The sequence below is a fragment of the Desulfonatronum parangueonense genome, assembly GCF_054656975.1.
Window position 1 is genome coordinate 1,235,538 of sequence record NZ_BAAHXH010000003.1, and the last position, 14,598, is coordinate 1,250,135.

The following is a 14,598-nucleotide window of genomic DNA, read 5'->3' on the forward strand; positions in this document are numbered from 1 at the left end:
AGCTTTATCAAGGAAAAAACGGTACACGTCATGGTTGATGAAAATAAAAATATTCGCTCCGACCAGGATTCGAAAGAACTTGTTACGGAAAGTTCAGAAGAATTCCTGCAAGAGGAATCCGAGGATATCCTGGCCGAAGATCCCGATGAATCCCTGGACTCGGACAATGAACCTGTCGACGTCCCAGGGCCCATCGACTTCTCCAAGACTTCTTCACCGGCAATCCGGGACTCTTTGCAATTGTATCTGCGTGAAGTCAATAAATTCCCAATGCTTAAGCCGAATGAAGAATTCACCTTGATCCATCAGTATCGGGAGAACAACGACACCAAAGCAGCATTCCGGCTCATCTCTTCCCACCTGCGCCTGGTAGTCCGGATTGCCATGGATTTCCAGCGTGGCTGGATGCAGAACATCCTGGACCTGATCCAGGAAGGAAATGTCGGCCTGATGAAGGCCGTCCAGAAATTTGATCCCGACCGCGGGATCAAGTTTTCCTATTATGCATCCTTCTGGATCAAGGCCTATATCCTCAAGTTCATCATGGACAACTGGCGCATGGTCAAGGTCGGCACGACCCAGGCCCAGCGCAAGCTCTTTTACAACCTGAGCAAGGAACGCCAGCGACTGCAGAACCAGGGCTTCGACGTCAATGCCAGTTCCCTCTCCAAAAGCCTCAATGTCAGCGAACAGGACATCACGGAGATGGACCAACGGCTCGGAAGCTCAGACCTTTCCCTGGACGCCCCCTTCTCGGAGGATACGAGCATGTCCCGGATGGACATGCTCCCGGCGTTGACCACTCCCGTGGATGATCTTCTGGCTGAGGAAGAAATGATCCACATCCTCAAGGACCAGATCAAGGAAATGATTCCCCAGCTCAACGCCAAGGAGCGCGATGTCCTGGAGCAGCGCTTGATGAACGAGGAGCCCGTCACGCTTCGGGAAATCGGTGAAAAGTACAGTATCACGCGGGAACGAGTACGCCAGATTGAAGCCCGGCTGATCGAAAAAATCCGCGACAATTTTACTCAAAAACTTGAGATTCCCAGCAGAAAAGGACCGGGAGAGCATGTTGAAAGAACTTGAACTCGTACGGCAGGAAGCAAAAAACCTGGTCGGCATTCAGTCGCAACCACTATTTTATGAACGATTTTCAGCCGAGCTGGCTTTTTCCAAGGAACTATTCTTCGATCATCCTCTTGTCGTCCGTTGCTGCGAGGACGTCTTGCCCTTTCTCAGCGACGAGTACGGACACGGCATTGATCATGCCAAGAAGGTGGCCCTGGAGGCCGGGGCCATCACCCTGGCTGAGGCCCAGCCCTTTGGCATGAACCAGGCCCGCCATCTTTGCATGTTGGCGCAACTTGGCGGCCTGATGCACGATATATGTCGCCTTGAACCGGAACACGCCTTTCGTGGGGCGGAACTGGCGCTGCGCATTCTGCACGATTATCCGTTGGCGGATAGGGACAAGAGCATGGTCGCGTTCTCCATCCGCAGCCACGAGGCCTTTCGGCCCAAGGAAGCCACGGACGATCCCATGGAGGAAATTATCGCTTCCGCATTGTATGACGCGGACAAGTTTCGGTGGGGTCCGGACAATTTCGGAACGACATTGTGGGAGATTTGCGACTACGAAGAATGGTGTCTGCGTGAAATTCTTAGCAAATTCCCAGCCGGAGTGGAGCGAATCCGCGCCATAGCCAACACCTTTCGCACAGAAGTCGGACGAACCTTCGGTCCTGAATTCATCGAGCTTGGAATTCAGCTCGGGAACCGTCTTTACACCATTCTGCAGCATCATGTTCCTTCCCCGGACAGGGGCGAAACCACGGCGCGGACATAAAAGACCAAAAGCCGCCACAAACAATCGCCCTTCAATCCCGCTTTGCTCCTTCTTCAACAAGGATTTTTTTCGGTGTTCAACACTCTTCCCATGTTTCGCTTTTTCCGGGTTCCGGTATGCCTCGCCTGCTTCGTTTTCATGGCCGCCTGCGCTCCCAGGATTGATTACGCCCCTGAACCATTGCTGACCGCGCAGATATCCGAGCCGGAACTCGAGCTGACCTCCTCCGCCCAGGCTGCTTTCGCCTACCTGCGGGCACAGGAGCTGGAACGCCGGGGAGATCAGGAAGGTGCACGGTATGCTCTCCAGCTGGCCATGACCCTGGAACCCAATCCTTTTTTGGCCATGGAACTGGCCAATTCCTACTGGCGTGAAGGCAAAACCGCCGAGGCCAGACAGGTCTTGCGCAGCGCCCTGCTGGTTTTTCCGGCTGACCAGATCCTGTCTTCGGCCCTGGTCAACGCCTATCTTGCCGACAACATGGCCGAAGAAGCCATCGCGATCATGGAGCAGTATCTGCAACTTTCCCCCAATGACTGGCAGATGCGCCGGAACATGGCGGCCCTGCTGCTGCAGTATGCCCGATATGCCCATGCCGCGGACATCCTGTCGGCCATACCCGAATCCGAGCGTACGGCCGAGATCCGCTTTTTATTGGCCAAAAGCAATGCCGGACTTGGCTTGACCCGCCAGACCGAGGAACAACTCCTGCTTGCGTTGGATCAGGATCCGTATTTTCTCGAGGCCCTGGCGGAACTGGCATTTCTGTATGAGACCGAAGGCGATCTTGTTCGTGCCGAGGAGACGTATCGACGTATTCTTGAACTGCGCCCCGACGCGGACGACATTCTGCTGCGCATGGTTCAGGTCAATGTGACCCTGAACCAACCGGAACAAGCCCTTTCCCTGGCCCTGAGCCAATCCGATCGAGAGTCGTTTGTCCTGGAGGCGGCCCTGATTTTCATTGGTGAAAACCTGTTCCAGGAAGCCAAAACCCTGCTCGACGTCCATGACGACGGTCCGCCGGAAGCGGACTTCTACCGCGCATTGATTGCCTATGAGGGCGAGAGCGATCCGGAGCAAGCCCTGGTCTACCTGGGAAGGATTCCGGAAGATCATCCGCATTATTCCAGAGCGCTCAGTTTTCAAGGCTACCTGCTCCTGCAAATGGAACGCACCGACGAGGCTCGTCAACTGGCCCGGGAAGGCCGGGCGCTTTTTCCGAACATGAGCGATTTTCTTCTGCTGGAAGCGGAAATATTGATTGGTGAAGACAAGATGCTCCAGGCTTCCAAGTTGCTGGAAGAAGCCCGCCGAAAATGGCCTGGTGATACGGACGTTCTTTATCGCCTGGGATATCTTCAGGAACAGGTGGGGCACCGAGAGGAAGCCTTGCGGACCATGGAGGAGATCATCGCTCTGGATCCAAATCATGCCGAAGCGTTGAACTTTATCGGCTATACCCTGGCCTTGGAAGGTCGCGAGCTGGAACGAGCCTTGGTGCTCATTGAAAACGCGCTGAAACTCAAGCCCGGCAGCGGGCACATCATCGACTCCCTCGCTTGGGTGCACTACAAGATGGGCAACCTGGAAGAGGCGTGGCGGCATATCCGCTCCGCCGTGGAAATCATGGCCGATGATCCGATCATATGGGAACACTACGGAGACATTGCCGCGGCCAAAGGCAAAAAGGATCAGGCCCGCAAAGGCTACAACAACGCCCTGCGTTTTCAGACAAAACATCCGGACGAGATCCAAAGCAAGCTGAAGGAGTTATGATCACTGCCAGTTTTCGTTCCAGGTCATGGCTTCATTGCTTCTTCGGGTGCTGCGTTCTGCTCGGGGTACTGGCAGGAGGATGTGCGCCCAAAACCCTGGTTCCCTTGGATATCGCTCCTGAACAGGCTGATCTGATCTGGGAGCGGTTCCTTGAGCAATACGTCGCGAACTGCGCCCCGCGGGACTTCTCGCTGCGAGCCAGCGTCAATTATGCTTCTCCGGACCAGCAATCCCGTTTCGTGCTCTCCATGTGGGGCCGCACCGATTTTCCAATCCGGCTCGATATCAGAGCCGGCGTGGGCGCCATGCTGGCTCACTGGCGGGAAGACGATTCAGGCTGGGTTGGATATTCGCCCACAGGCAGTGAGGCCTATTTTGCCGATTCCGTCCAGGATGGAGCCCGGGAAATGGGTTTGTTCATGCCCCTGCGTCTGAACGCGCTGGCCCAGTTGCTCGTCGGTTGCTGGCAAACCGTCGTTTCACCGGAGTACGAGTATGTCCTGAGTACCGGCGGCAACCTGAAGTTCTCCTATTCCATCAACGACATGAGCATATCCATCCACCTCACTCCGGATGGCCACCCCTTGACCATTCGTCAGGAAACACCGACCGGATGGGTTGTCGATATTGACCAGTGGACGGAAGAATTCCGTCGCCTTCCAAGACGCATCAGCCTGTATCAGGGAGACCAGTCCGCCGTGGTTCGCGTTCAGCGTCTGGATCTCGATGTCGATCCCTGGCAGGACAACGATCTTCGACTGGAATTGCCGCCCGGGACGCAACTTTTCAATTTATCCCGCTGAAGCACGCTTCACCCATCAACACAATGAGCTCAGACGGAACAAGTGAACGGAGAAAATGCATGAACCACCCGGCCAAGTCGCATTTTTATGGTATCTCGGCACATACCGACCTCTTGCTCGGATTCAGGGTCCTGGGAAGCGAATTCAAATGGATTTTTATTCGCTCGTTGCGCAACTTGGAGATCTCGCAACTGCGCAAGCGACTTCACCAGGAATATCACACCCTGGGCATGATCGAGGCGGCCGCCTCGGACCTGGAAATTGCCAAGGCCGGAGACGCACTGGATATCTTTGATGATAAAGAACTGGCCATCAAGCAGATCTCTTTCTTGCTGGATGAAATCGCCTTCTTGACGGATCAGCTCCGAGACGAGCGCCAGGAGTATGTCCGCCGTCGTGTTCGCAAGTGGCACCTGTCGTGATTCAAAGTCATGACGTCAGTTCTCCGGATAAACATATAATCGCTTTTGAAGGCAGTCTGGTTTCATTTGCCTGCAAAATCACCACCACCCTTCATCACAAACTGAACATCCCATAAGGTCATACACATGAACATCCGAACCATCGTCATCGGCTCAGACCATGCCGGTTTTGAGTTCAAAAAAATCATGACGGATCATATTCAAGAACTGGGATATGCCGTGCACGACATCGGGCCGTTCTCGGCCGATTCCTGCGATTACCCCCTTATGGCCGGCGAATTGTGCCGAGTGGTGCTCGACACGCACAACCCCGGCATCCTGATTTGCGGTACCGGTCTTGGCATGAGCATGGCCGCCAATCGCTTCCCTGGTATCCGCGCGGCACTGTGCACCAATGAATTTCTGGCCAGAATGACCAGAGCCCATAACAATGCCAATGTGCTCTGCCTCGGCTCAAGAGTCTTGGGAAGTGAACTGGCAAAAAGCATTGTTTCCGTTTTTCTGTCCACGGAATTCGAAGGCGAACGCCATCAACGACGCATTGACCAACTGGAAGCCCTCAGCTCACTGCATCAGTAGCCAATTGGACTCCCCCCATGACCATGGCCCTCCCCCTCATCGCCAAGTTGCCGGAACCGGGATAGCACCATGGCTTCTCATTACTTCGCCGACTCGACTTGATCCCACAGTTGCCGATTGGGAAACAGAACTTCACCGCTCCTCCAAAAAACAGTTCTTCCATCCTTGACAGCAAACTTTGACCCAGAGTATAGAATGATCTTTTGGCCGGGGTGGTGAAACTGGTAGACGCACTGGACTCAAAATCCAGCGGGGGCAACTCCGTGTCGGTTCGATTCCGACCCCCGGCACCAAGAAATATCAAGGGTTTACGAATAAAATCGTAAACCCTTTTTCGTTCCACCAGCAACCAGGCTGGCCTGCTGTTTTCTGAAAGAAAAAGATAGTGACTCAGCCCGATGCCGTCGTGGTTGGGATGGCCGGAACCGATCAGGATTTGTGCGGTCATTGCGCCCATGAAGAGTTCTCCTGTTTCGACGTCTGATTGTGGACTTGCTACTCGATTCCCTGTCCCGCCAATGGGTAAATGGCATACATTCGCGTGACTTCCTTCATGATATCCTCTTTCACGTCCTTCGGCTTGATCAATTCCGCATGGCCGCCGAAGCCCAGCACCCAGGAGACCACCTCTGGTCTGCTCTGGGCGGTGAATTCCAGCACCACTGAACCGTTCTTGCGTTGGGTGCACTTCTGATCCTCGCTCCAGGTGCGTTCCAGAACATAGTTTGCCACCTCGGGGCTGAACCTGACTGTCACGCGGAAAGGGGTTTCGCGCTGGAATCCGAAGTATCCGTCATTGGCCTGATCCGCATGGTGATCATGTACCCGGATGGTCGGAACGACATCCTTGATCCGATGCACGCACAGGGTCATGGGGTTGACGATTTCCGGCCTGCCCTCGTGCGGCACCTTGAACCCGCTGACATACAAGGCTTCGCGGTAGGAAACCATGCGCAATGGCGCAAAGCTGTGGCATTTCTCCGGTGAAGCTGGTGAGGCCTGGTAAGCGACGGTGCAGACAACCTTCTCCCGAATGCACAGGAAGAGCTTTTGGATCGCTGCCGTGAAGGGATGCTTTGAACAACCTGGATTGATAATTTGAAACACCTGCTCCACATTCAACCTCATGGCTTTGACCGGTCCGGCTGTCGAAACGTTCGAAGCGTTCTCCAATTTCCTGATCCAAACGGATCATCCCGGTCATGGCAAGGAATGCGGGGTCAGGTCAGGTCATGTCTTGTCCGCGGCAACGTTATTATGCGATTCCTTCGGATAATCAGGATGTTGTCGGGAATCTTTACATTTGCAGCCTCAATTATTCGAAAAATTTTACAGACTTGATGATTTTTGCTTCAGGGACTTCCCCAGGACTTCATCCATCATATTGATTTCAAGTGATATTTAAAAAGTAATATTTTCGCATGATTATTGCATAACCCTCCTGATTTTCTCCAAGGCCGCATGGTCCCCCTACAACTGAACGTTGAAAAATCCTGATCAATCAATCCTTTTCAAAAAGATCAAGCGTATGGAGCAAAAAGCTGTGCGATAGTTCCTGCACCCGCTCTATTCAAGGTGCGGCATTCGCTGCGTCGTGGATCTGCTCTTCCACAAACCGATCAGGTTCATAACACTATCGATATTTGAGAAAGCAACCGACACCGCTGGAAGATTCAACCACGGGGATCACGGGGCACAGGGAACATATTCCATTCAAGGGTCTTTCCCCGTGTGCCCCGTGGTTAAACAACCAGACCAGACGATGGAAAATGGAGTGTCGCTGTAGTGCTGTAACTATCAGCACATATGGCCTGTTTGTTCGAATGACGTGACGGGTCATTGAATCAAGGAGAGAAATATGGGTGGCTCCAACACCGCTGGTCATGTCATCTCCCTACCCCAGGGCGGCGGCGCCCTCTCCGGCATCGGGGAGAAGTTTTCACCCGACCTGCATACCGGTACCGGCAACTTCACGGTGCCCATTGCCCTGCCGCCGGGCCGCAACGGTTTTCAGCCGGAACTGAGACTGGTCTACAGTACCGGGAACGGCAATAGTCCCTACGGGCTGGGATGGAGTTTGAGCATTCCCGGCGTGAGCCGGAAAACATCTGCTGGAGTACCACTCTATAACGAGAACGCCCAACATCTCCCAACCGGTGAGAAGCGCGATACGTTCATTCTTTCCGGCACCGAAGACTTGACTCCCATAACGGAAAGTTATCCCGGCCAGGTCGTCTACCGGCCGAGAACCGAAGGGCTGTTTGCCCGCATCGTCCACCACCGGATGGATGGAAAAAACTACTGGCAGGTGGAGAGCAAAGACGGCCTGGTGAGCATCTACGGCACACCAGAGCAGGCAGCCGGCGATCCGGCGACCTTGACCAAACCGGATGATCCCACGCGAATATTCGCCTGGAAGCTGACCGAAACCAAAGATCCCTTCGGCAACCGGATCCGCTATGAGTACGAAGCTGATCCGGGCGATCGCGGCAACCAGCTGCTGCTCAAGTCGATCCGGTACGTGGACTATGGGGGCAATTCGGATCAATTTCTTGTTCACGTCAATTTCTTCTATGATGACGAAGAGCGCCCCGACCCCTTCTCCGATTTCCGCGCCGGCTTCGAGATTCGTACCACTCGGCGCTGCCGGGCAATCACGATCACCACCCACACCGAATACGGCTCAGAGCACCCGGCACGCGAGTACCGCTTTGCCTATTCCGCCGCCCCCTACAATGGCGTGTCGCTGCTACGGCAACTCGATATCATCGGTTTCGACGATGCCAAACAACCCTACGACGATCATGATGCCGCCCACTCCAGGCAGCTTCCACCGCTGACCTTCGATTACACCCAGTTTGCACCGGACAAGCGCCGCTTTGAGATTGTCGAGGGCCGCGATCTGCCTACCCGAGCCCTGGGCGCGCAGGACATGGAGTTGGTAGACCTGCACGGCAGCGGCCTGCCGGACATCCTGGAGATGAATGGCACGGTGCGCTACTGGCGCAACCTGGGCCACGGCCGTTTCGACATGCCTCGGCCCATGCAGGAAGCGCCGCCACACGCCCTCGCTGACCCGGATGTCCAGATGATCGACGCCAACGGCGACGGCCGCATGGATCTACTCGTCACCTCCGGCCCCGTGGCCGGCTACTATCCGTTGGAGCACGGCGCCCGCTGGTCGAAAAAATCGTTCCAACGCTATCCAGTCGCCCCCAGCTTCAACCTCGACGCCCCGGAAGTGAAGCTTGTGGACCTGGACGGCGACGGCTACACCGACATCCTGCGCTCCGGCAGCCGCCTTGAAGCATTCTTCAATGATCCCGACACAACCGTAGCCTGGCAGCGCACCCGTTTTGCCGAACGTCAGCGGCTCGATGCCTTCCCCGACGTCAACTTCGCCGATCCGCGCGTACGCATGGCCGACATGACCGGCGACGGCCTTCAGGACATCGTTCTGATCCACGACGGCAACGTGGAGTACTGGCCCAACCTCGGCCACAACCGATGGGGCAAGCGCATCAGCATGCGTCACGCCCCACGCTTTCACGACAGCGGATACGAACTGGGTTATGACCCGCGGCGCGTCCTGCTCGGCGATGTGGACGGCGACGGCCTGGCCGACCTGGTTTACGTGGGCCACAGCGAAGTGCGGCTTTGGATCAACCAGAGCGGCAACGGCTGGTGTCCTGAGCCAATCGTGATCAAAGGCACGCCGCCCGTCACCAGCATGGACCACCTGCGGTTGGTCGACCTGCATGGCACTGGAGTGAGCGGCGTGCTCTGGAGCAGCGACGTCACTCATCTGGTCCCCCACCGCTTGATGTTTCTGGACTTCACCGGCGGGGTGAAGCCTTATGTGCTGAACGAGATGGACAACCACATGGGCGCCGTGACGCGGGTTGAGTACAGGCCTTCCACCTACTACTTCCTGCAAGACCAGCGAAAACCGGCCACGCGCTGGCGCACGCCGCTGCCTTTCCCGGTGCAGGTGGTGGCCAAGGTTGAGGCGATTGACCGTATTTCCAGGGGCAAGCTCACCACCGAGTACCGCTACCACCATGGCTACTGGGACGGCGCGGAGCGGGAGTTTCGCGGCTTCGGCATGGTGGAACAACTGGATACCGAATCATTCGAGGACTACAACAGCGCGGGTCTAGCGGGTGATCCCGACGCCTTTCACAAGGTGGAGCAGCTGTTTTCTCCCCCCACGCTCACCAAGACCTGGTTTCATCAAGGGCCGATAGGCGAAGAGTTCGGTGACTGGCAGGAGGTGGACTACACCCACGAATATTGGCCGGAAGACCCGCAACTGCTGGGCCATACCGATGCGGTCAACGCCTTTCTGCGCGGCTATAACGACCGAGGCCCCGGCGCCATGCCCTCGCCCCGCAACCGGCGTATCAAGCGTGACGCCCTGCGCACCCTGCGCGGCAGCATCCTGCGTAGCGAGTTGTATGCCCTGGACGGTAGCGAGCGGCAGGACAGGCCTTACACCGTGACGGAGCACGCCTACCACCTGAAGGAAATCGTTGTCCCGGTGGACGGCAGCGACCGCAAGCGCATCTTCTTCCCCCACCTGATCGCGCAGCGAACCACCCAGTGGGAGCGGGGTGACGACCCCATGACACAGTTCGCCTTCACCGGCGATTACGACAACTTCGGTCAGCCGCAACGGCAGAGCGCTGTCGCTATGCCCCGCTTGCGTCGGCATCAACGCAGCATCACCGGCGCGGTGGTCGGGACGCTCCCAGCCGAACAAATCAACGAAACCCACGTGCTGGCAACGCACACCCATACCGCATACGCCCGACCTAACAACAGTGGCCTCTACATCCATGACCGGGTGGCCCAGGTGCGCGCCTATGAGTTGGCTTCCCCGCCGTCAGGGCCGGACGGCGCTGGTGACTCCATTCAGCAAGCCCTGCGCAAACAGCAGGAAACGGCTGCCCAGATTCACGAGCTCTTCAACGACCCGGATAACGGCACGCTGATCGGCCATCAGATCCATCACTATGACGGCCCGGCATTCACTGGCCTGGCATCCGGCCAGATCGGCCGGCACGGCGCGCTTATCCGCAGTGAGGCGCTGGTCTGCACCGGAGCGTTGTTGGACGCCGCTTATGAGGAACGCCGCCCTGCCTATCTTGACGGCACGGCTGCCTTGCCCGGACCGGCCCCGGCAGTCACCCTCGACACCCTCGGCTATCGCAAAGAACCGGCCAATGCAGACCCCGACAAAGCGGCCTACTATGCTCCCACGCTGCGCCGGCAGCTTTCGCCGCGCGGCCTGCCGGAGATCGTGCGTGACTCTCGCGGACATGACACACAGATTGCCTATGACGGTCACGATTTATTGCAGATCGAGGTTATAGACGCCGGAGGGATGACGGTCAGGGCCACCTACAATATGCGCCTGCTCCAGCCCACAAGCCTGACTGAGCCGAACGGCAACAGCACTCACGTTCGCTACAACCCCATCGGCCTGCCGGCGAAGCAGTTTGTGACCGGTCATGACCACCAGGGCAATTTCGTGGGAGGAACGGAAGACAAACCCGAAATCGCCTTTATTTATAACTTCCGCCACTTCGAGCAGACAAACGGCCCCGTCTTTGTCCGCACCACGCGCCGCATACATCATGCGGGCGACAATATCTCGGACGCTACCATTCAATCATATGAGTACTCCGACGGTTATGGGCGTCTGATCCAGAGCCGCGCTCAAGCCGAAGACCTGGTCTTTGGCGAACTGGGCAGTGAAGTCGGCCTGTCCGCCCAAGCGGGCAGCGCGTCGGGCCCGGCCGTTGGTCAGCATGTCGACGACAGCGTCGTGGTCAGCGGTTGGGAGCGTTTCGACAACAAGGGTCAGGTGATCGAAAAGTACGAACCCTTCTTTTCCACTGGCTGGGATTTCCAGGGCGAGGTGGACGCCAAAAAAGGCCAACACACCACCCTGTTCTATGACCCGCGCGGCCAAGTGATCCGGACCCTCAACCCAGATGGTTCACAGCAGCGGATCATCTTCGGCCGGCCGATCCAAGCCGATCAGCTCGACCTGACCCCGGCCGGGCTGACATCCCTTGATGTGCCGGAAGGCTTCGCGCCGACGCCCTGGGAAAGCTACACCTATGACGCCAACGATCTGGCGAAGCTGACCCATGACGGCAATAGCGCTGTCCCCGACGACCACCACTTCACTCCGGCCAGCGTGGTACTCGACGGCATGGGCCGTACCCTGTGCGCCGTTGCCCGCAATGGCCAGTCGGCCGACCAGTGGCACATCACCCGCTCCAGCCACGACATTCGCGGCAACCTGCTTACAGTAATCGATGCACTGGGGCGGACTGCCTTCACCTATCGCTACGACCTGCTTGACCGCGCGCTGACGGTCAACAGCATCGATGCCGGATTGCGCACCTCAGTATTTGATGCTCCGGGAAATTTGATCGAGTACCGCGACAGCAAAGGCAGCTTGGCGCTGCGTTCTTACGACCCCCTGAACCGGCCCAAGGAACTGTGGGCGCGCAATGACAGCGCAAGCGCTTTTACCTTGCGCGAGCGCATCCAGTACGGGGATGAAAACGACCATGCCCTGGCCCGGCAGCACAACACGCTGGGCAAGCCGGTCCGCCATGAGGACGAAGCGGGCTTGCTGGAGATGCCCGAATACGATTTCAAGGGTAATCTGCTGGAAAAGAAACGCCGCACCATCTCGGATCAGGCCCTGGCCAATGGATGGCAGGCCGATTGGTCGGCTGCAAACGCCGAGGATGCGCTTGAAGATACCGTCTATCAGACCAGCGGTCGCTATGACGCTCTCAACCGGCCCACGGAGATCATCTATCCGCAAGATGTGGACGGCGAGCGCAAAAAGCTCACCCCGCGCTACAACCGCGCCGGCGCACTGGAGGCCGTCCGGCTTGGCAACGACGATTACGTGCAGCAAATCGCCCACAACGCCAAAGGCCAGCGGGTGCTGATCGCCTACGGCAACGGCATTATGACGCGTCATCATTACGACGAGCAGACCTTTCGCCTGGTCCGCGTGCGCACAGAGCATTTTGATTACAGCGATGATCAAGCTTCCAATACAGAAAGGTGGAGCAGCAATGGGCAGCCATTGCAAGACTTTGGCTATCGCTACGACCTGACAGGCAATATCACGGTTATTGACGAACATACGCCTGATTGCGGGATTGCCAACAGCATCCACGGACGTGATCGGCTATTGCGGCAATTCACTTACGATCCAATCTACCGGCTGTTGTCGGCCACCGGCCGAGCCTGCGCAGATATCGGCCAGCCTCGCCCATTCAGCGATGACCCACGTTGTGGCCATTTCAGCGGTGGTTCCGCCACAGGCAGCCAGACCAACGGCCCAGATCTGACCGAAGGCTACAAAGAAACTTTCACCTACGACCCGGCCGGCAACATGCTCACGCTGCATTACAACGCAGATAGCGGGCAATGGACGCGACGCTTCGGCATGGCCGGCTTCACACCCGACCAATGGGCGGCGAAGCTCTCCGCACCCGGCGGGACTCCAACAGATTGGGGCACGGAAGGCAACCGGCTGACCAACGTGGGGAACGAAGACCAGACAAGCAACCATTTTTTCGACGTCAACGGCAACCTGATCCGGCAAAACACCGAAAAGCACCACATCTGGGACCATGCCGACCGCATGATCGGCTACCGGGTGCAGATTAACAACGGCAATCCGCCTTCGATCCGGGCTCATTATCTCTACGGCGCCGACGGCATGCGCGTGAAGAAGTGGGTGCGCAACCAGCAGGGGCAAGTCCACACCAGCACTTATGTGGACGGTGTCTTCGAACATCACCGCTGGCAGCAGGATGGCGGCGGCGCGAACAATTCGCTGCATGTCATGGACGACCAGAGCAGGCTCGCCACTGTACTCATTGGCACTCGCCACCCGGACGACAGCGGCGAGCGGGTGCAGTACCACCTGGGCGACCACCTGGGCAGCAGCCATCTGGTGGTGGGTGGTACCGGCAGTGACTCGAATTCGTTTATCAATCATGAGGAATATTTCCCCTACGGTGAGACCAGCTTTGGCGGCTTTGGCAAAAAGCGCTACCGCTACAGTGGCAAGGAGCGGGATGAGGAGAGTGGGTTGTATTACTACGGTGTTCGCTATCTTGCACCGTGGATGTGCCGTTGGGTGAGTTGTGATCCGGCAGGACCGGCGGATAACGTCGGGCTTTACAGTTATGTCCAGAATAGCCCTTTATTATATCTAGATTCTCTTGGCTATCAATCTGAAGTTCCAACCGAGATGGTGCACTTTGTCGAAGCCGTACAGGAACGATATTCAATGTACGCTCAAGATTTCGCCAAAAGCAATCCAAGGGCGACACCCTCACAAATCGGTGAAGGTGCGGCCAGAATTCTGCAGGAAGATATCGCTGAAATATTTGGCAAGGATAACATTGAAGTCAAATATAGTGCAGTGGAGACTCAGCACCGAATTGATGTGTCACTGAAGCAACATAAGCTGGATATTGAATTGAAATTGCACGATTCATCCGTTCGGGTGACACAGAAGCGCGTATTCATAGATAAAGCAGTCAACAAAGGGCGCGTGTTGGCTTATGTGACTTCAGATGGATATTGGGTTGCTAATTTCGGCGGCAAGGTGCCAGCGAAGACCCTGGAGTCTCTGCAGGACGCGACTAAGCGATTCAGTTCCGCAATGAGGATGTCACGCGCCGTTGGCGTTAAAGTATTCGGTAAAGCTTTGGGCGGCATTGGGCAGGGCCTTGGCGTGCTGCAGGACACGCCTGCCGCTACAGGCAATGACGCATTTAGTGTTCTTGATCCACATTTTGCAGAGCGACTAGACTCAGAGGCCAACTATTTCGGTGAACTCGCTAAATATCAATTGGGACTTCGCGAGAGCGAACCAGTATCACCGTGGACGCCACCAGATGAGCTCAACGATCTCGGCAAGGCTTTTCAGGCATTTCGCCAGATGGATGATGAATACGGCATCGGTGAAACCGCATTGTCGTGGTGGGGCGATCAAGCCGCGGATCTCTACGATCGATATCATGAGCGACGATATTCCGCTGGGAATTGAAACAAACGGATCTAAAATCTGCTATATGAGCAGGTTACAACAAAACGATACTATGCAGTTTGC

At 56.6% G+C, this 14,598-nt stretch carries 8 protein-coding genes and 1 tRNA gene; 8 read left to right on the forward strand and 1 reads right to left on the reverse strand.

From position 1 onward, the window contains the following. Positions 1-30: 30 nt before the first annotated feature. From ACYQ15_RS05835 to ACYQ15_RS05865, 7 genes are all read left to right on the forward strand, one after another. Positions 31-1,089 carry an RNA polymerase factor sigma-32 gene (locus ACYQ15_RS05835; RefSeq protein WP_459936586.1) on the forward strand — a complete coding sequence of 353 codons (1,059 nt, stop codon included), beginning with the start codon at positions 31-33 and terminating at the stop codon, positions 1,087-1,089. After that, complete coding sequence (locus tag ACYQ15_RS05840; RefSeq protein ID WP_459936587.1) at positions 1,073-1,849, forward strand: HD domain-containing protein; 777 nt, start codon at positions 1,073-1,075, stop codon at positions 1,847-1,849. The genes ACYQ15_RS05835 and ACYQ15_RS05840 overlap by 17 nt, the downstream gene beginning before the upstream one ends. 72 nt (positions 1,850-1,921) lie before the next feature. Then, positions 1,922-3,628 carry a tetratricopeptide repeat protein gene (locus ACYQ15_RS05845; RefSeq protein ID WP_459936588.1) on the forward strand — a complete coding sequence of 569 codons (1,707 nt, stop codon included), beginning with the start codon at positions 1,922-1,924 and terminating at the stop codon, positions 3,626-3,628. Next, entirely contained in the window at positions 3,625-4,431 is an 807-nt protein-coding gene (locus ACYQ15_RS05850) for a hypothetical protein (protein WP_459936589.1), read from the forward strand. Before ACYQ15_RS05845 ends, ACYQ15_RS05850 begins: the two co-directional genes overlap by 4 nt. Before the next feature lie 59 nt (positions 4,432-4,490). After that, positions 4,491-4,853 carry a hypothetical protein gene (locus tag ACYQ15_RS05855; RefSeq protein ID WP_459936590.1) on the forward strand — a complete coding sequence of 121 codons (363 nt, stop codon included), beginning with the start codon at positions 4,491-4,493 and terminating at the stop codon, positions 4,851-4,853. Between the two features lie 126 nt (positions 4,854-4,979). After that, the gene (gene rpiB / locus ACYQ15_RS05860; RefSeq protein WP_459936591.1) at positions 4,980-5,432 is read left to right on the forward strand and encodes a ribose 5-phosphate isomerase B; all 453 of its coding nucleotides are present in this window, start codon (positions 4,980-4,982) and stop codon (positions 5,430-5,432) included. Positions 5,433-5,638: 206 nt separating this feature from the next. Further along, positions 5,639-5,725, forward strand: a tRNA-Leu gene (locus ACYQ15_RS05865). A gap of 202 nt (positions 5,726-5,927) precedes the next feature. Here ACYQ15_RS05865 and ACYQ15_RS05870 read toward each other — a convergent pair. After that, entirely contained in the window at positions 5,928-6,539 is a 612-nt protein-coding gene (locus ACYQ15_RS05870; RefSeq protein WP_459936592.1) for a WYL domain-containing protein, read from the reverse strand. A gap of 751 nt (positions 6,540-7,290) precedes the next feature. Between ACYQ15_RS05870 and ACYQ15_RS05875 the strand changes: the two genes are divergently transcribed. Next, entirely contained in the window at positions 7,291-14,535 is a 7,245-nt protein-coding gene (locus tag ACYQ15_RS05875) for a SpvB/TcaC N-terminal domain-containing protein (protein ID WP_459936593.1), read from the forward strand. The last annotated feature ends 63 nt before the right edge of the window (positions 14,536-14,598 follow it).

Coding starts and splice junctions, on each gene's coding strand:
- ACYQ15_RS05840 (WP_459936587.1), top strand. CDS start 1,073: ATGTTGAAAGAACTTGAACTCGTACGGCAGGAAGCAAAAAACCTGGTC.
- ACYQ15_RS05835 (WP_459936586.1), top strand. CDS start 31: ATGGTTGATGAAAATAAAAATATTCGCTCCGACCAGGATTCGAAAGAA.
- ACYQ15_RS05855 (WP_459936590.1), top strand. CDS start 4,491: ATGAACCACCCGGCCAAGTCGCATTTTTATGGTATCTCGGCACATACC.
- ACYQ15_RS05875 (WP_459936593.1), top strand. CDS start 7,291: ATGGGTGGCTCCAACACCGCTGGTCATGTCATCTCCCTACCCCAGGGC.
- ACYQ15_RS05850 (WP_459936589.1), top strand. CDS start 3,625: ATGATCACTGCCAGTTTTCGTTCCAGGTCATGGCTTCATTGCTTCTTC.
- rpiB (WP_459936591.1), top strand. CDS start 4,980: ATGAACATCCGAACCATCGTCATCGGCTCAGACCATGCCGGTTTTGAG.